Origin of the sequence: [Mycobacterium] manitobense, assembly GCF_025821665.1 — a bacterium.
GTDB lineage: Bacteria > Actinomycetota > Actinomycetes > Mycobacteriales > Mycobacteriaceae > Mycobacterium > Mycobacterium arseniciresistens.
Window position 1 is genome coordinate 37,420 of sequence record NZ_JACKSJ010000019.1, and the last position, 17,161, is coordinate 54,580.

The following is a 17,161-nucleotide window of genomic DNA, read 5'->3' on the forward strand; positions in this document are numbered from 1 at the left end:
TTCTGTCGCGGCGCCACCGAACAGGCCCGGCAGATCCACCGGACGTTCCAGGCAAACCGTTGGCACCGTAGGTCCCCTTCTTCCCGATCCTAGTGGCTGCTCCCGACAGGTGGCCGACCGCTGCATCAGCAGCCGGAACTGCAGTCAATAACAGCAGACCCGCGGCGACTTGTTCCCCGATCGCCGGCACTACCCTGAGCCGGTGGCACGAGCGGCGACCCCGGCGATCGCGGCGCTGCTCGCCGCGGGCGTGCCGCACGAGGTGTTGCGCTACGCCCACGACGCCCGCGCCGAGTCCTTCGGCGAGGAGGCGGTGGCGGCGCTGGCCTCGGGCACGGGCGTGGAACCCGCCCAGGTGTTCAAGACGCTGATCGTGGCGGCGCCCGCCGGCCTGGCGGTCGCGGTGCTGCCGGTGCCGGCGAAGCTCTCGCTCAAGGCGGCGGCCGCGGCGCTCGGCGTCCCGAAGGTGGCGATGGCCGAACGCGCGGCGGCCGAACGGTCGACCGGTTACGTGCTCGGTGGCATCTCGCCCTTCGGGCAGCGCAGGCCGTTGCCGACGGTCGTCGACGCCTCGGCGCTGCGCTGGGACCGGGTGCTGTGCAGTGCGGGCAAGCGCGGCTGGGACGTCGCGGTGGCGCCTGCCGATCTGGTGCGGCTCACCGATGCGGTCACCGCCGACATCACGGCCTGACGCCGGGCATATGGTGACCCCATGGCAGCCAAGCCCCTCTCCGGGAAGACCATGTTCATCTCCGGCGCCAGCCGCGGCATCGGCCTGGCGATCGCCAAGCGCGCCGCCGCCGACGGCGCGAACGTCGCGCTGATCGCCAAGACCGCCGAACCCCACCCCAAGCTCGAGGGCACGGTGTACACCGCGGCCGAGGAGATAGAGGAGGCCGGCGGGCAGGCGCTGCCGATCGTCGGCGACATCCGTGACGGCGACTCGGTGACCGCGGCGGTGGCCCAGGCCGTCGAACGGTTCGGCGGGATCGACATCTGCGTCAACAACGCCTCGGCGATCAACCTCGGCTCGGTCGAGGAGGTGCCGCTCAAGCGGTTCGACCTGATGAACGGCATCCAGGTGCGCGGCACCTACGCGGTGTCCCAGGCCTGCATCCCGCACATGAAGGGCAGGGAGAACCCGCACATCCTGACGCTGTCACCGCCGATCAGGCTCGAACAGCAGTGGCTCACCCCGACCGCGTACATGATGGCGAAGTTCGGGATGACGTTGTGCGCGTTGGGGATCGCCGAGGAGCTGCGCGACGAGGGCATCGCGTCGAACACCCTGTGGCCGCGCACGATGGTGGCCACGGCCGCGGTGCAGAACCTGCTCGGCGGCGACGAGGCGATGGCCAGGGCTCGCAAACCCGAGGTCTACTCCGACGCGGCGTACGCGATCGTGACCAGGCCGGCGCGGGAGTTCACCGGCCAGAGCCTGCTGTGCGAGGACGTGCTGCTCGACTCCGGGGTCACCGACCTGTCGGTCTACGACTGCGTGCCCGGCTCCGACCTGGGCGTCGACCTGTGGGTGGACACCCCCAACCCACCCGGGTACTCGGCGCCCTAGAACCCCACCTGGGTCACCCGGCTCGGCCGCCCGAAGCGGGCGTGCACTCCCGCCGAGTACAGCGCACGCAGCGGCTCACCCGCCGTCGTGACGCCCGCGGCGGACACCAGGTCGTCATCGAGTGCGACGATGTCCGCCTCGTGCAGCGGCCAGGTGACGTGCTCGTTCGGGAACCACCATGTCCGGCCCGCCTTGCGGGTGTGCGCACCCCAGCGTGCGGTCAGCCAGACCTCGAGCGGTGTCGGCTCGACACGGTCGCCGATGTCGACCGTCAGTGCGCTGCGCAGTCCACGGCGAGGCCACCGGCGCAGGCTCGAGTACGACACCCGACGGCCGGACCGGGCGACCCGCATCTTCGCCCACGTGTAGGGCACTCCGAGTCCGATCCGCGTCACCGGCACCACCGCGGCGCGCTGCGTTTCCAGCGACCGGAACAGCACGCCGTGGCGGCCCGCCCCGTCGACCGAGTACAGCCGGACGTTGGTCTCGGCGAACGACCCGAAGTACGGCAGTGGCACCGTGGTGCCGAACCGGGTGTGGCGCATGACGAACGGCACCAGCCCCACATAGGTGAGGCCATCGCCGAACACGTCGGGGCGGGTGCCGGCGGGGTAGAGATGGGCGACGGCGCCCGGGTCGACCGGCCAGTGCACGAACGTGAGCTCCGACCAGAACTGGTCGAAGAACACCGGGCGCGGCAACACCGGCGCCGTCACCGGGAAGGTCACATGGCACCCTCTGCTCGTGCGGGCCGGCGAGCGGCACCACTGTCCACCCAGTCATCGTGGCACGCTGGTGCGATGTCTTCGCCGACGATGTGGTCAGCCGGCCGCTACGAAGCCGTTGCCCAGCGCATCGCGCACATCGCCGGGGAGGTGGTGGAGGCCGTCGACCGGCGACGCCCGCTGGCCGGGACGGCGCTGCTGGACCTCGCCTGCGGCACCGGCAACGCGGCGTTGACGGCCGCCGCCCGCGGCGCGCAGGTGACCGGTGTGGACATCACGCCGGACCTCGTCGCCATCGCCGCACGGCACGACACCGACGGTGCGGTGGACTGGCGGACCGGCGACGCGTCCGACACGGGGCTGCCCGCCGCGTCGTTCGACGCAGTGGTGTCCAACATGGGCATCATCTTCGTCGACCCCGACCGCCTGGTCGCCGAGGTGAACCGGCTGCTCCGCGGCGGCGGCGTGTTCGCGTTCTCGTCGTGGGTGCGCGACACGCACAACCCGCTGTTCGACCCGGTGGTCGAGGTGCTCGGCCCGCCCGAGCGGTCGGGGTTCTCGCCCGACCAGTGGGGCGACGAGGAAACCATCGCCGACCGCCTCGCATCCGGCTGTGACGCCGTCGAAATCCGGCGGGCACGGCACACCTGGGAGTTCGAATCCCTGGACGCGGCAATGCATTTCCTGCGCGAGGAGTCCCCGATGCACGTCGAGACGTTCCGTCGGGTCGACGACGCGCAGCGCGAGCGGCTGGGCGCCGCGTTCGAGGCCGCCCTGCGCGAGCACGTGGACTCCTCGGGCACGGTGACGTTCACCTCGCCCTACGTCGTGGTGAGCGCCCTGCGGCGGGGGTGACCGCCGCTCAGCCGAGCCGGCGCCTGCCGCGGGCGGCTGCTGCGCGGACCATGCCGAAGGCGAACCGGCTCCGTCGCCGCGAAACCGGATACCAGATCAGCTCTTTCTTCGGCGTCGGCATGCGCGGCGTCGTGATCGCCTGTGGCCGACAGTATTTGAGCACACCGGCAGCGCCGCCGTAGCGGGCGCCGACTCCGGAGTTCTTCCATCCGCCCATCGGCACCGCATAGGAGAAGACGTTGGACATCGCGTCGTTGATGTTGACCGCTCCGGCGTCGAGGCGGCGGGCGATGCGTTCACCGCGCTCGAGGTCGGCGGTCCACACCGTCGCCGACAGCCCGTAGGGCGAGTCGTTGGCCAGGCGGACGGCCTCGTCCTCGTCGGCGACCTTCATCACCGGCAGGGTCGGTCCGAACGTCTCTTCGGTCATGCACGCCATCGAGTGGTCGACGTCCACCAGCACGGTCGGTTCGAAGAAGGTGCCCACACCGGTCGGCTTGCCGCCGGTCAGCACCCGCGCGCCCGCGGCCACCGCGGAGTCGACGTGGCGCGCCACGATGTCGCGCTGGGCCGCGGTGGCCAGTGCGCCCACATCGAAGCGGTATCCGCGGTCGTCCTCACCCTGACGCAGGCCGCTCACCGTCTGCGCGAGCCGGGAGACGAAGGCGTCGTACACCGGTGCCTCGACGTAGACGCGCTCGACCGAGACGCACACCTGCCCGGAGTTGAACAGGCCGCCCCAGGCGATGCCGTTGGCCGCCCGTTCGAGGTCCGCGTCGGCCAGCACCACGGCGGGGTCCTTGCCGCCGAGCTCGAGGCTGAAGGGCAGCAGGCGCTCGGCACATGCGGCGGCGACCTTGCGTCCGGTCGCGGTCGAGCCGGTGAACTGGAGATAGTCGACGTTGTCGATCAGCGCGGCGCCGGTCTCGCCGAGTCCGGTGCACACGGCGAGCACCGGCGGCGCACCGACCTCGGCCCAGCCGCGGGCGAACTCGACGGCCGACAGCGGCGTCACCTCCGACGGCTTGAGCAGCACGGCGGCCCCTGCGGCCAGCGCGGGTATCACGTCCATCCCGGGCATCACGAACGGGAAGTTCCACGGCGTGATCACGCCGATGACCGGATACGGGCGGTACACCGTCGTGAGCTTCTTGGTGATGGTCAACGGGTTCAGCGACGCAGGCCGCTCGTCGGCGAGGAACCGCTCGGCGTGCCCGCCCCAGTAGTTCAGCGAGTCGGCCACACACGTCGGTTCGGCGCTCGCGTCCGCACGGGTCTTCCCGGTTTCGGACTGCAGCACGTCGGCGAGTCGCTCGGCGTTGTCGAGAACCCACTCCTGGAATGCGAGCAGCCAGCGTTTGCGCCCGCGCGGGCCCATCGCCTCCCACTCGGGTTGCGCCGCGCGCAGCTCGCGCGCCCGGGCGGCGACGGTCTCGGCGGAGTGGATCGGCACCGTGCCGACGGTTCGGCCGTTGGCCGGGTTGCGTACGTCGATGACGGCGACATCGGGCCGCGAAGCGAGATCGGTCATGTGAAGAGCATCACACCGACGCCCGGCCGGCGACAGCCCATCCACTACGTCAGTTTTTCGCTGATTTCGCCCCCGCGATCTCTCAGTGCGCCTCATAGAGGATTCCGCGGCCGACCGCCTCCCGCACCACCGGCAGCGCGGCCGCCGCGAGTGCATCGGCCTCGACGCCGTGAAACGCGGCCAGCAGCTCGATCAGCGTGCCCAGCGGCACCTCGCCGCGACAGCCCGCCAGCAGTGCCCGGGACACCTCGTCGACCCCGAGGACCGCGGCGGGCCCGCCGGGTCTGCGCACCGCGGCGCCGACCACCTGCCAGCCGTCGGCGCCGGGCAGTGAGTGCTCCTCCAGCAGCACCGGCGCCGTGGTGAGCCGGGCCGCCAGCAGCTGCTCGTCGGTGGTGTGGTGCAGGTACTCGCGGCGTGCGAAGAACGCCTCGACCTCGGGGCCGGTGAGAGCCTCGTCGGCGCCGGTGATCTCCTCGAGCACGTGGTCGGGCGGGCGGCGCTCACCGGCCCGCGGCGCCCGCAGCGTGATCATGCCCATGCCGATCCCGGCGATGCCCTGGTCGCCGAACCAGTCCAGCCACTGACCGCCGCGGCGCGCCGCCTCCTCGGGCAGCTCCCCCGCATCCGAGGTCCACAGCGAGACGTAACTGACCGGGTCGGCGAATTCCCGCTGCACCACCCAGGCGTGCAGGCCGGTGCCGGCCAGCCACCCGCGCACCCGGTCGCGCCACGCCCCGTCCCCGCCGCCGTCACGCACGATCCAGTTGGCCATGATCTGCGCGGTGCCGCCCGGCTCGAGGTGGTCACCGGCCTGTTCGACGAGCGTGCGGCACAACGCGTCGCCGGCCATCCCGGAGTCGCGGTACTGGTAGTCCAGCGCCCCGGCGCCCACCACGAACGGCGGATTCGACACGATCAGGTCGAAGCGCTCACCGGCCACCGGTTCGAACATGCTGCCCTGCCGCAGATCCCACGACACGCCGTTGAGGCGCGCGGTCGCCGCGGCCAGCGCGAGCGCCCGCGCGTTCGTGTCGGTGGCGACGACGGCGTCACAGTGCGCGTCGAGGTGCAGTGCCTGGATGCCGCAGCCGGTGCCGAGATCGAGAGCCCGCCCGACGGGTGTGCGGATCACCGCGTGGGCCAGCGAGACCGACGCGCCGCCGATGCCGAGGACGTGATCGCGGCGCACCGGTCCCGGGCGCACCGCCGCATCCAGATCCGAGATCACCAGCAAGTCGCGGGCGCCGTCACCGTGCGGCCGGATGTCCAGTGCGGCGCGCAGGGCTCCGTGCGGCGTGGACTCGAGCACGCCGGCGGCGACCATCGCATCGACGCCGGCGGTGGGCAGCGCGAGCGCGACGCGGTCGGGGGGTTCGTCGGCGCCGAGCAGGAACAGCCGCACCAGCACGGCGAGTGGTTGCCGGTCCGGCGCGGCCCGGTCGGTGGCGCGCAGCGCCGACCACCACTGTCCCCTGCTGAACGCCGCGCCCGCATCGGCGCCAAGCAGGTCGGTCACCCCGTCGGTGGTGTACTCCGCCGCCCGCATGTCGGCCGCGAGGGCATCGACGACAGCGGTGTCGCGCAGCGGGGCGGAGGGCCCCGTCAAAGCAGCGTCGCCTGCTCGGGTTCGGGCTTGGCGGGTTCGATCAGCTCCGGGCCGTTGTTTCGGACGCTGTTCACCAGCCGGGACACCTCCCGGATCTCGATGCGGTCGAGGTCGCCGTGGCCGCGCAGCAGCCCCTCGTCGACCGCGGCGTCGGGGTCGAGCCAGCGGTCCCAGTCGGCGCGGCTGATCGTCAGCGGCATCCGGTCGTGGATCTCGGCCAGCGGGCCTGCCGCGTCGGTGGTGATGATCGTGCAGCTGAGAAGGGGCGGTGCGTCCTCGGGCGCCTCCTTCGGCCGCCAGGTGGACCACAGTCCCGCCATGTACAGCAGCTCCCCGTCGCCGCCGTACATGTAGAACGGCGTCTTCGCGCCCTTCTCGCCCCGCCACTCGTACCAGCCGTCCATCGGCACCAGGCAACGCTTGTTCTTCGCCGAGTTGCGGAACGCCGGCGAACTGGTCACCTTCTCCGACCGTGCGTTGATCAGCAGCGGGCCCTTGTTGTCGGGGGCGCCGTCCTCGGTGGTCTTCACCCATGGCGGGATCAGGCCCCACCGCATCAGGCGCACGCGCCGTGTCGACTCGTCCTCGGGGTCGGTGTGCCGCTTGACGACGGTGCTGATGGTGGTGGTCGGCGCGACGTTGAAGTTCGGGCCGCCCGTGTCCTTGGCCGCCGACGTGGCCTCGTCGATCGCCTCGATCTTCTGGGCCAGCAGCGCGGGATCGGTGGTCACGGCGAATCGTCCACACATGCCTTCGATACTGGCAGAAGACGCCGACAGCAGGGCCGGCAGAACGGGATCCGCGCCGCGATGGTCCGGGTGAGCCTTTGGCCGCCGGTCACCGACAGGGCAGGATGGTGAGTCGTGAGCAACTGGCCGGCACCGTCGACGCCCAGCCCGGTCCATGCGACGGTCACCGTTCCGGGCTCGAAGTCCCTGACCAACCGCGCACTGCTGCTGGCCGCGCTGGCCACCCCGCAGGGTTCGTCGACGATCAGCGGCGCGCTGCGCAGCCGCGACACCGACCTGATGATCGGCGCGCTGCAGACCCTCGGCGTCACGGTGGAGCCGGTCGGCGGTGACCTCACCGAGCTGGTCGTCGGCGGGGCAATCGCGCCCGCCGCCGGAGCGCGAGTGGACTGCGGCCTGGCCGGCACCGTGCTGCGTTTCGTGCCCCCACTCGCGGCGCTGGGCACGCAGACGGTCACGTTCGACGGCGACGAACAGGCTCGCGCCCGGCCGATCGCCCCGCTGCTCGACGGGCTGCGCGCCCTCGGTGTCGGGGTCGACGGCGACGGCCTGCCGTTCCAGGTGTCGGGCGGTGGTTCGGTGGCCGGCGGCACGGTGGAGATCGACGCGTCGGCGTCGTCGCAGTTCGTCTCGGGGTTGCTGCTGTCGGGCGCGGCGTTCACCGACGGCCTGACCGTCGTGCACACCGGTGAGTCGGTGCCGTCGGCGCCCCACATCGGGATGACGGTGGCGATGCTGCGTGACGCCGGGGTGGAGGTCGACGACACCGAGCGGTTGCGCTGGCGGGTGCGGCCGGGACCGGTCGCCGCACGGCGGTGGGTCATCGAGCCGGACCTGTCGAATGCTGTCCCGTTCCTGTCGGCCGCGGTGGTCAGCGGCGGCGCCGTGCGCGTGACGGGGTGGCCGCAGTTCAGCATCCAGCCGGCAGGCGTCATCCTGGCGATCCTGCAGAAGCTCGGGGCGACGGTCCGCCACGGCGATGCCTATCTGGAGGTGCAGGGCGGCAGCCAGTTCGGCGGGTTCGAGGTGGACCTGCACGAGGTCGGCGAACTGACCCCCACGATGGCCGCGCTGGCGGCGCTGGCCACCCCCGGCTCGGAGTCGCGGCTTCGCGGCGTCGCCCACCTGCGCGGCCACGAGACCGACCGGTTGGCGGCGTTGTCGAACGAGATCAACGGCCTCGGCGGGCGGTGCGAGGAGACCGACGACGGCCTGGTGATCACGGCCGTGCCGCTGCACGGCGGCACCTGGCACTCCTATGCCGACCACCGGATGGCGATGGCGGGCGCCATCGTCGGTCTGCGCACACCGGGCGTGGAGGTGGAGGACATCGCCACCACCGCCAAGACGCTGCCGGAGTTCCCGCAGCTGTGGGCGGACATGCTGGCCGGCCAGACCATCGGGCCCGAGGCAGGTAGTTGAGCCCTCGCGAGTACGACGAGTCCGACGTCCGGATCAGACCGGGTCGGGGCTCGCGACCGCGGACGAAGACCCGCCCGGACCACGCCGATGCGCGCAACGCGATGGTGGTGACCGTCGACCGCGGCCGATGGGGCTGCGCGCTCGACGGCGATCCGGACCGCACCGTGACCGCGATGCGGGCACGCGAACTGGGCCGGACCCCGATCGTCGTCGGCGACGACGTGGACGTGGTGGGCGACCTGAGCGGGCGGCCCGACAGCCTGGCCCGCATCGTCCGCCGCAGCGAACGCCGAACAGTGTTGCGTCGCACCGCCGATGACACCGACCCGACCGAGCGGGTGGTGGTCGCCAACGCCGACCAGCTGCTCGTGGTGGTGGCGCTGGCCGATCCGCCGCCGCGCACCGGCTTCGTCGAGCGGTCGCTGATCGCCGCGTACGCCGGCGGCCTGCGGCCGATCCTCTGCCTGACCAAGTCCGACCTCGCGCCGCCGGAGCCGTTCGCCGCCCAGTTCGCCGGGCTGGACCTCACCGTCGTGACCGCCGGTCGTGACGATCCGCTCGACGTCGTCGCTCCCCTGCTGACCGGCGCGGTCACCGTGCTGCTCGGCCACTCCGGGGTCGGCAAGTCGACGCTGGTGAATCGACTGGTGCCGGACGCGCACCGGGCGATCGGCGTGGTGTCCGGCGTCGGGAAGGGCAGACACACCTCGACCCAGTCGATCGCGTTGCCGCTGGCCGAATCCGGCTGGGTGGTCGACACCCCCGGGGTGCGCTCGTTCGGCCTGGCGCACATTGCGCCCGAAGACGTGCTGCTGGCGTTCGCCGACCTGGCCGAGGCCATCGCCGACTGCCCCCGTGGGTGCCGCCACATGGGTCCGCCCGCCGACCCCGGGTGCGCACTGGACGCCCTGACCGGCCCGGCCGCCGACCGGGTGAGCGCGGCGCGCCGTCTGCTCGCCGCCCTCAAGGACGCCTGACCCAGTTCGGAACCGGGGGATTCACAGCGTGCTGACAGCCCGGTGACGGATGCCCGGCGGTGTGTGCGCGGTTGCCTCAGTGGGCACCCCGTCAGCAGACCTTGACCCGATCCTGAGGAGATCCTCCTGTGAGTACTGTTCCCACCATCTCGCTGAACAACGGCACGCACATCCCGCAGCTGGGCTTCGGGGTGTACCAGATCGAACCGGACGAGACCGCAGGCGCGGTCCGCACCGCGCTGGAGATCGGCTACCGGCACATCGACACCGCGGAGATGTACCAGAACGAGCGGGGCGTCGGGCAGGGCGTCCGCGATTCCGGCATCGACCGCAGCGAGGTGTACATCACCAGCAAGCTGAACAACGGCTTCCACCGGCCCGACGACGCGCGCCGCGCCTTCGACGGCACGCTGGAGGCGCTGGGCTTCGACTACGTCGACCTGTTCCTCATCCACTGGCCGTTGCCGACCCTCTACGACGGTGACTACGTGTCGACCTGGCAGACCCTCGAGGAGTTCAAGAAGGATGGCCGCGCGCGCAGCATCGGGGTGTCGAACTTCCAGATCGACCATCTCGAACGGCTTGCGCGGGAGACCGACACGACTCCGGTCGTCAACCAGATCGAGGTGCATCCGTACTTCACCAACGACGCGGTGCGGGCGTACGGCAACGAGCACCACATCGCGACCGAGGCATGGTCGCCCATCGCGCAGGGCAAGGTGCTCGACGACCCGGTGGTCACGCGGATCGCCGAGGCGACGGGCAGGACGCCGGCCCAGGTGGTGCTGCGCTGGCACATCCAGCGCGGCGACATCGTGTTCCCGAAATCGGTGACGCCCGAACGCATCGAGCAGAACTTCGCGCTGTTCGACTTCGAACTGGGCGAGGCCGACGTCGATGCGCTGAGCGCGCTCGACAACGGCGAGGACGGGCGGCTGGGCCCGAACCCGAGCGAATTCGATTACGTGCCGGACTGACCGGGCCCGCCCGGAGCCGCGCACACACGACGAAACTGCGGGGAGGTCGACGATTCACTCGGAATCGCGATCTCCCCGCAGTCTCGTTGACGTGAGGTAGGTCAGGCGGCCTGTCGGGCCTCGGCCTCGACGGCCTTCGCTGCGCGCCTGTCGCGCCGCCACGACCGCACGGTCGCGATGGCGGTCTTCAGCCCGCGACGACGCCCGGTCTCGGGATCCGTTCCGGCGAAACCGGATTCGAGCTCGGTGAACATCCGCTCGCTGCGGGTCTCTGGAGCGTTGTCGGCGGTGTCGCGCAGGTACTTGTCCGGCAGCGACAGCTTGGCGATGGTGCGCCACGTCTTGCCGTACTGCACCAGGAACGAACCCGTGGTGTAGGGCAGGTCGTACTTGTCGCAGATCTCCTTCACGCGGATCGAGATCTCGTGCAACCGGTTGCTCGGCAGGTCCGGGTACAGGTGGTGCTCGATCTGGTGGCAGAGGTTGCCGCTCATGAAGCGCAGCACCGGGCCGTTCTCGAAGTTGGCACTGCCCAGCATCTGGCGCAGGTACCACTGACCCTTGGTCTCGCCGACCATGTCGGTCTTGGTGAACTTCTCTGCGCCGTCGGGGAAGTGGCCGCAGAAGATCACGGCATTCGACCAGACGTTGCGGATCACGTTCGCCACCGCATTCGCCGTCAGCGTCGACCGGTAGGTCGCGCCGGGCGACAGCGAGGTCAGCGCCGGGTAGGCGACGTAGTCCTTGGCCAGCTGGGCGCCCGCCTTGACGGCGAACTCCCGCGCCCGGATCTTGCTCTCGTCCCGGTCGTCGCGGCCCTTGTAGATCTTGCCGAGCTCGACGTGCTGCAGACCGACGCCCCACTCGAAACCGAGCGCGAGGATGGTGTTGTACAGCACGTTGCCGAGGTTGAACGGCTTCCACTTCGCATCCCGGGTGACGCGCAGCAGGCCGTAGCCCACATCGTCGTCCATGCCGAGGATGTTGGTGTACTTGTGATGCATGAAGTTGTGGGTGAACCGCCAATGCTTGGAGGCCCCGCCCATATCCCACTCCCACGTCGACGAGTGGATCTCCGGATCGTTCATCCAGTCCCACTGGCCGTGCATGACGTTGTGGCCGATCTCCATGTTCTCGATGATCTTGGCCACGCCCAGGGCGGCGGTGCCGGCCCACCAGGCGGAACGCTTCGAACTCGCGGCCAGCGTCAGGCGGGCGGCCACTTCGAGGGCGCGCTGCGCGGCGATGGTGCGCCGGATGTAGCGCGAGTCGCGCTCACCCCGGGAGTCTTCGATGTCCTGTCGGATCGTGTCGAGCTCGAGAGCCAGATTGTCTATGTCGGCTTCGGTCAGGTGCGCGAATGCCGGTACGTCCGTGATTGCCATCGTGTGCCTCCTTTCGTGGTACCTACGCTAGCGTAACCTACGATCCCGTAGGTTACCAGCCAGTAACGACTAAACGTCCAGTGTGCAGTCGCCGGATGCCGCGGAGATGCACGTCTGCACCCGGGTACCCGGCTCGTGCTCGACGCCGGTGCGCAGGTCGCGGACATATCCGTCGACCAGGCCGACGACGCAGGACTGACAGATGCCCATCCGGCAGCCGAACGGCATCTGGATCCCGGCCTTCTCCCCCGCGTCCATCAGCGACGTCGCGGCGTCCACCCGGACGGTCTTCCCGCTGCGGGCGAAGGCCACCGAGCCGCCGTCACCGTGCACCGCGGTGCGCACCGCCGCGAACCGCTCCAGGTGCAGCCGGTCGTCGACGCCCGCGGCCGACCACATCTTCTCGGCGTCGCTGAGCATGCCCTCCGGTCCGCAGGCCCATGTCTGGCGGTCACGCCAGTCGGGCACCTCGTCGGACAGCCGACCCAGGTCCAGCCGGCCCTGCGTGCGGGTGGCCCGCAACGTCAGCCGGTACCCCGGATGGGTGCGCTGCAGCTCGGCCAGTTCCGCGCCGAACAACACGTCGGCCTCGGTGGGGGCGGAGTGCAGGTGGACGACGTCGGTGATCTGATCGCGGCGGGCCAGCGTCCGCAGCATCGACATCACCGGCGTGACGCCGGAGCCGCCGGTGATGAACAACACCGACGCCGGCGCCGGGTCGGGCATCACGAAGTTGCCCTGCGGCGCGGCCAGTCGCACGATCGTGCCCGGCGCCACCCCGCCGACGAGGTGTGTCGACAGGAACCCCTCGGGCATCGCTTTGACGGTGATGGTGATGATCTTCCCGGAGCGGCCCGCGATCGCCGGCTTGCCGGCCCCGGTGACCGGGCTCGACGTCAGCGAGTACGAGCGCCACCGCCAGCGACCGTCGACGAGCAGCCCGATGCCGATGTACTGCCCGGGCTGGTAGTCGAAGGAGAAGCCCCAACCGGGCTTGATGACCAGGGTGGCGGAGTCCTCGGTCTCCCGGCGGACCTCGAGCACCCGGCCGCGCAGCTCGCGGGCCGACCACAGCGGATTCGCCAACTGCAGATAATCGTCCGGCAGCAGCGGCGTGGTGATGCGTCCGACGAGCTTGCGCAACGCGTGGAGTCCGGGGTGCCGTTCGGCGCCGACGACCTCGGGGCGCACCGTGTCGGCGCCTTTGGCCGCGACCTTGATCGTGTTCTTGGCCATGAAACCTACGGTACCGTAACTTACGCTTCCGTATCCAGTGTGATCTTCAGCTCTGGACCACCTCAGAGCAGCTCGAGGAGGAACGGCAACTCCTGCGGCGCGTACCACGCGAGATCGTGATCCTGGGCGTCGCCGACCGTCAGTTCGGCGTCCTCGTCACCCAGGTCGGCCGCGTCCACCACGCCGACCGCCTGCCGCACCGCCGCCTCGGCGTCCGCGTTGTCGATGTAGGCGGCGATCACGTCGCTCAGCGCCACCGGGCCGGCGAGCCGCACCACCGCGTCGTCGAGGTCGGGGCGGGCGGTGGCGTCCTGGACGTCGGCGACCAGCACCGCGCGGCGCGGCGGTCCCGACACGCCGTCCGGGCCGGACAGCAGCCGCAGCGACGCCAGCGCCGCCTCGCGCAGCGCCACCTCGGCCAGTTCGTCGTCGTCGCCCTCGGCGTAAGCCTCGCGCAGTGTCGGGGTCACCGCGAAGGCCGTGCCGCTACGGGCGTGCACCGACCCGTCGGCGACGAGCTGTTGCAGCAGGGCGAGGGTCGACGGAATGTACACACGCATTCCGCCGACACTAGCTATGTCTTCGACGGATCCTTCTCGACGGAGATGATGAAGTCGTCGCCGTGTTCGGTGACACCGTGCACGACGGCCTCCTCCACGGCCTCCTCGGCATACTGCTTGCGGACCATCATCGGGTCCCGGCGCAGGTCTTTGACCAGTGCGACGCACAGCAGCACCATCACCACGACGAAGGGCACCGCCGCGATGATCGTGATGGTCTGCAACCCGGTCAGCGCGTCCGAGCCGCCCAGGATGAGCATCACCGCCGCCACCGCTCCGGTGGCCACCCCCCAGAACACCACGGTCTTGCGGGACGGCTCGATGCAGCCGCGCTCGGACAGCGACCCCATCACGATCGACGCCGCGTCGGCGCCCGAGACGAAGAAGATTGCGACCAGGATCATCACCAGCACGCTGGCGACGGTGGCCAGCGGGTACTGCTCGAGCAGCCCGAACAGCTGGCTCTCCGAGCTGCCGTCGCCGACCACGTCGACGCCCTCCTGCTGTTCCCGGATCGCGGCGCCACCGAAGATGCAGAACCAGACCAGCGAGACCACGCTGGGCACCAGCAGCACGCCTGCGACGAACTGGCGGATGGTCCGGCCGCGTGAGATGCGGGCGATGAACATGCCGACGAACGGTGTCCAGGACAGCCACCACGCCCAGTAGAACACCGTCCACGAACCCAGCCACGCGTTCACCTCGCCGCCCTCGGCGCCGGTGCGCGCCGACATCATGGCCAGTTCCTGGAAGTAACTGCCCACCGACGTCGGGATGAGGTTGAGGATGAACACCGTCGGACCGACGATGAACACGAACAGCGCCAGCACCAGGGCGAGCACCATGTTGATGTTGGACAGCCACTGGATGCCCTTGGCCACGCCCGACACCGCCGAGAGCACGAACGCCGCGGTCAGCACGGCGATGATGCCGATGAGCACGGCGTTGCCGGTCTCGCCGATGCCCGCGACGATCTGCAGACCCTTGCTGATCTGCAGCGCGCCCAGGCCCAGTGAGGCGGCCGAGCCGAACAGCGTGGCGAAGATCGCCAGCATGTCGATGACCTTGCCCCAGCCGCCGTTGGCGCGTGCTCCGATCAAGGGCTCGAACGCGGCGCTGATGAGCTGGAACCGGCCCTTGCGGTACACGCCGTACGCGATCGCGAGGCCGACGACGGCGTAGATGGCCCAGGGATGAAGCGTCCAGTGGAAGAGGGTGGTGGCCATCGCGGTCTGCGCGGCCTCCTGGTTGCCCGGTGAGCCCGTGCCCGGGGGCGGGGTGACGAAGTGCGTCAGCGGTTCGGCGACCCCGTAGAACATCAGCCCGATGCCCATGCCTGCGCTGAACATCATGGCGATCCACGACACGGTGCGGAACTCGGGTTCCTCGTCGTCGCGGCCGAGCGGGATGTTGCCGAAGCGGCTGACCGCCAGCCACAGGACGAACAGCACGAATCCCGACGCGGTCAGCACGAAGAACCAGCCGACGTTGGTCAGCACCCAGTTCAGCGCACCGCTGGAGGCGTCGGCCAGCGTCGCGGTGCTGACCCCGCCCCACACCAGGAAGCCGATGGCCAGCGCGGCGGTGACGCCGAACACCACCCAGTCGAGGCCGATCCGCCTGGCCTGCGCCTCCTCGTCGATCGCCACGTCGAGGATCGGGTGCGGGATGGCACCGCCGGTGGGCGACCGCAGCGCGTGGTCGACCGTCCGCCGGGCGCGTTCGGACTTCTTCTTCTCGGGGCTGATTGTCATGGTGAATTCATCAGAACCCCTCGGCTCCACCACGTCAACTCCCCGGCAGGCTACGAACTGGTTACCGCGCGGCTTCCAAGAGTTCATCGAGGGACTCGCGCAGCAAACCGGGAAGCACGTCGACGTCGCTCATCGCGTCCCGGTCGGCGTTGATGCCGAAGTAGAGCATGCCGTTGTAGGAGGTCACCCCGATCGACAGCGTCTGGTTGTGCAGCAGCGGCGGAACGGCATAGGTCTCGAGCAGCTTGGTGCCCGCCACGTACATCTGTTTCTGCGCCCCCGGCACGTTGGTGATGAGCAAGTTGAACTGCCGCGCCGAGAACGTCGTCGCAACCCGGATCCCCATGGCGTGCAGCGTGGGTGGCGCGAACCCCGACAGCGTGACGATGGTGCGGGCGTCCACCAGGCTGGCCGCCGTCGGGTGCGACTCGGTGGCGTGTGAGATCTGGGACAGCCGCACGACGGCGTTGCCCTCGCCGACGGGAAGGTCGACCAGGAACGGGGCCACCTCGCTGATCGCCTGACCCGGGCCGGCCGAGTCGATCTCGGCGTCCGGATAAACCGACATGGGGGCCATCGCGCGCACCGTCGTGGTGGGGCCGACGGGTTCCCCCCGGGACAGCAGCCAGTTACGCAGTGCGCCGGCAACCACGGCGAGCAGGATGTCGTTGATGTTGCACTCGTACCTGGCGCGCATCCGCCGGTAGTCCTCCAGCTCGTGGCTGGCCACGGTGAAGCGGCGGTTGCGGGACACCCGGGTGTTCAGCGGGCTGTTCGGCGCGGTGCCGCGGGCGACGGTGCGCGCCACGTCGGCGAACCGGCGGCCCATCTCGACGAGTTGCCCGGCGTTGGTCGCCACGTCGGTGACCGCGTCGCGCACCGCACCCAGTTGCGCCGTCGGCCGGGTGACCCAGTCCCCCACCGCACCGAGCAGCAGCCGGCGGTCACTCGGTTCGCGGGCCGGAATCCAGATGTCCTCGCCGAACTCGGGCGCCTTCTGCGTCCGGTCGACGATCACGTGACCGATCTCGAGTGCGGTCATCCCGTTCACCAGAGCCTGGTGGGACTTCGTGTAGATCGCGACGCGGTTCTTGGTCAGGCCCTCGACCAGGTACATCTCCCAGAGTGGCCGCGTCTTGTCGAGCGGTCGCGAACCCAGGCGCGCGACCAGGTCGTGCAGCTGGGCGTCGCTGCCCGGCGACGGCAGCGCCGAACGCCTGATGTGGTAGGTGATGTCGAAATCGGGGTCGTCGACCCAGACCGGCCGGGCCAGGCCAAGGGTGACCTCGCGCACCTTCTGCCGGTATCGCGGGATCTGCGGCAGCCGCTGTTCGACCGTGGCCAGCAGACTCTCGTAGCTCAACCCGCTGCGGGGCCGGCGCAGGATCGACAGCGAACCGACGTACATCGGGGTGGCCGTGTTCTCCAAATGGAAGAACGTCGCGTCGGGCGCCGACAGCCTCGTCACCATTCGGCGCTATCCCCCCTCTTCGGCCGTCGCTGCTCGGTCACCGCCACCGTATCCGGCCGATCTGTGACCTCGCAGCACGGGTGCATCCAGCCTGGTGCGAACCATGCGACCATGGAAAGGTCTGCGACTCTCCAGCAGATGCCGATCCGTACGTCGAGCATCAGGAGAGTCCGCCATGCCCGCTCACATCACCCGTTCCCCCGCCGCCCGCGGCTCATTCACCTCACCGGTCATCGACTACGAGCCGGCGCCCGCACCCGTCACCGGGCTGTGCCCGCCGCCGTCACCCGCCGCGTTGCACCGGCGGACTCCCCGGCCGCTGCGGCCCGCACCGGCCGCC

The 17,161-nt window shown here is 70.3% G+C and carries 15 protein-coding genes; 6 read left to right on the forward strand and 9 right to left on the reverse strand.

The genetic code is table 11. From position 1 onward, the window contains the following. Nucleotides 1-202 precede the first annotated feature (202 nt). Nucleotides 203-691, forward strand: a complete 489-nt coding sequence (locus tag H7I41_RS02075; protein WP_264010895.1) for a YbaK/EbsC family protein — start codon at nucleotides 203-205, stop codon at nucleotides 689-691. A 21-nt stretch (nucleotides 692-712) separates the two neighbouring features. Next, entirely contained in the window at nucleotides 713-1,570 is an 858-nt protein-coding gene (locus H7I41_RS02080; RefSeq protein WP_264010896.1) for an SDR family oxidoreductase, read from the forward strand. Here H7I41_RS02080 and H7I41_RS02085 read toward each other — a convergent pair. After that, nucleotides 1,567-2,298: a YqjF family protein gene (locus H7I41_RS02085; RefSeq protein WP_264010897.1), complete on the reverse strand. Its 732-nt coding sequence runs from the start codon at nucleotides 2,296-2,298 to the stop codon at nucleotides 1,567-1,569. The two genes, H7I41_RS02080 and H7I41_RS02085, sit on opposite strands and share 4 nt — an antisense overlap. A gap of 72 nt (nucleotides 2,299-2,370) precedes the next feature. On the opposite strand from H7I41_RS02085, the gene H7I41_RS02090 reads away from it, so the two are divergent. Further along, nucleotides 2,371-3,150 carry a class I SAM-dependent methyltransferase gene (locus tag H7I41_RS02090; protein WP_264010898.1) on the forward strand — a complete coding sequence of 260 codons (780 nt, stop codon included), beginning with the start codon at nucleotides 2,371-2,373 and terminating at the stop codon, nucleotides 3,148-3,150. A gap of 7 nt (nucleotides 3,151-3,157) precedes the next feature. Here the strand turns inward: H7I41_RS02090 and H7I41_RS02095 are convergent, their stop codons facing one another. The 3 genes from H7I41_RS02095 to H7I41_RS02105 form a co-directional block, all read right to left on the reverse strand. Further along, complete coding sequence (locus tag H7I41_RS02095; RefSeq protein WP_264010899.1) at nucleotides 3,158-4,681, reverse strand: aldehyde dehydrogenase family protein; 1,524 nt, start codon at nucleotides 4,679-4,681, stop codon at nucleotides 3,158-3,160. An 82-nt stretch (nucleotides 4,682-4,763) separates the two neighbouring features. Next, nucleotides 4,764-6,230 (reverse strand): DUF7782 domain-containing protein, encoded by a 1,467-nt coding sequence (locus H7I41_RS02100; protein ID WP_264010911.1) that lies wholly within the window; start codon nucleotides 6,228-6,230, stop codon nucleotides 4,764-4,766. Between the two features lie 56 nt (nucleotides 6,231-6,286). Then, nucleotides 6,287-7,039, reverse strand: a complete 753-nt coding sequence (locus H7I41_RS02105) for an SOS response-associated peptidase (protein ID WP_264010900.1) — start codon at nucleotides 7,037-7,039, stop codon at nucleotides 6,287-6,289. A gap of 114 nt (nucleotides 7,040-7,153) precedes the next feature. On the opposite strand from H7I41_RS02105, the gene aroA reads away from it, so the two are divergent. The 3 genes from aroA to H7I41_RS02120 all read left to right on the forward strand — a co-directional run bounded on the left by aroA (nucleotide 7,154) and on the right by H7I41_RS02120 (nucleotide 10,415). Then, a complete protein-coding gene (gene aroA, locus H7I41_RS02110) occupies nucleotides 7,154-8,461 on the forward strand; it encodes a 3-phosphoshikimate 1-carboxyvinyltransferase (protein ID WP_264010901.1) in 1,308 nt (435 codons plus the stop codon). Continuing rightward, nucleotides 8,458-9,438, forward strand: coding sequence for a ribosome small subunit-dependent GTPase A (gene rsgA, locus H7I41_RS02115; protein ID WP_264010902.1), 981 nt, complete (start codon nucleotides 8,458-8,460; stop codon nucleotides 9,436-9,438). Before aroA ends, rsgA begins: the two co-directional genes overlap by 4 nt. Nucleotides 9,439-9,566: 128 nt before the next feature. Further along, nucleotides 9,567-10,415, forward strand: a complete 849-nt coding sequence (locus tag H7I41_RS02120) for an aldo/keto reductase (RefSeq protein ID WP_264010903.1) — start codon at nucleotides 9,567-9,569, stop codon at nucleotides 10,413-10,415. 101 nt (nucleotides 10,416-10,516) lie between these two features. Here the strand turns inward: H7I41_RS02120 and H7I41_RS02125 are convergent, their stop codons facing one another. The 5 genes from H7I41_RS02125 to H7I41_RS02145 all read right to left on the reverse strand — a co-directional run bounded on the left by H7I41_RS02125 (nucleotide 10,517) and on the right by H7I41_RS02145 (nucleotide 16,821). Then, complete coding sequence (locus H7I41_RS02125) at nucleotides 10,517-11,800, reverse strand: fatty acid desaturase family protein (RefSeq protein ID WP_264010904.1); 1,284 nt, start codon at nucleotides 11,798-11,800, stop codon at nucleotides 10,517-10,519. A 69-nt stretch (nucleotides 11,801-11,869) separates the two neighbouring features. Further along, entirely contained in the window at nucleotides 11,870-13,036 is a 1,167-nt protein-coding gene (locus tag H7I41_RS02130) for a ferredoxin reductase (RefSeq protein WP_264010905.1), read from the reverse strand. Nucleotides 13,037-13,098: 62 nt separating this feature from the next. Then, nucleotides 13,099-13,596 (reverse strand): DUF6912 family protein, encoded by a 498-nt coding sequence (locus tag H7I41_RS02135; RefSeq protein WP_264010906.1) that lies wholly within the window; start codon nucleotides 13,594-13,596, stop codon nucleotides 13,099-13,101. Nucleotides 13,597-13,610: 14 nt separating this feature from the next. Further along, on the reverse strand, nucleotides 13,611-15,350 hold the full coding sequence (locus H7I41_RS02140; protein WP_264010907.1) for a BCCT family transporter: 1,740 nt from the start codon (nucleotides 15,348-15,350) through the stop codon (nucleotides 13,611-13,613). Between the two features lie 61 nt (nucleotides 15,351-15,411). Continuing rightward, nucleotides 15,412-16,821, reverse strand: coding sequence for a WS/DGAT/MGAT family O-acyltransferase (locus H7I41_RS02145; protein ID WP_264010908.1), 1,410 nt, complete (start codon nucleotides 16,819-16,821; stop codon nucleotides 15,412-15,414). Nucleotides 16,822-17,161: the final 340 nt, after the last annotated feature.

Excerpts from the sequence above, each read along its gene's own strand:
- H7I41_RS02080 (WP_264010896.1), top strand. The coding sequence starts at position 713 with ATGGCAGCCAAGCCCCTCTCCGGGAAGACCATGTTCATCTCCGGCGCC.
- H7I41_RS02090 (WP_264010898.1), top strand. The coding sequence starts at position 2,371 with ATGTCTTCGCCGACGATGTGGTCAGCCGGCCGCTACGAAGCCGTTGCC.
- H7I41_RS02095 (WP_264010899.1), bottom strand. The coding sequence starts at position 4,681 with ATGACCGATCTCGCTTCGCGGCCCGATGTCGCCGTCATCGACGTACGC.
- H7I41_RS02100 (WP_264010911.1), bottom strand. The coding sequence starts at position 6,230 with ATGCGGGCGGCGGAGTACACCACCGACGGGGTGACCGACCTGCTTGGC.
- H7I41_RS02105 (WP_264010900.1), bottom strand. The coding sequence starts at position 7,039 with ATGTGTGGACGATTCGCCGTGACCACCGATCCCGCGCTGCTGGCCCAG.
- H7I41_RS02125 (WP_264010904.1), bottom strand. The coding sequence starts at position 11,800 with ATGGCAATCACGGACGTACCGGCATTCGCGCACCTGACCGAAGCCGAC.
- H7I41_RS02130 (WP_264010905.1), bottom strand. The coding sequence starts at position 13,036 with ATGGCCAAGAACACGATCAAGGTCGCGGCCAAAGGCGCCGACACGGTG.
- H7I41_RS02135 (WP_264010906.1), bottom strand. The coding sequence starts at position 13,596 with ATGCGTGTGTACATTCCGTCGACCCTCGCCCTGCTGCAACAGCTCGTC.
- H7I41_RS02140 (WP_264010907.1), bottom strand. The coding sequence starts at position 15,350 with ATGACAATCAGCCCCGAGAAGAAGAAGTCCGAACGCGCCCGGCGGACG.
- H7I41_RS02145 (WP_264010908.1), bottom strand. The coding sequence starts at position 16,821 with ATGGTGACGAGGCTGTCGGCGCCCGACGCGACGTTCTTCCATTTGGAG.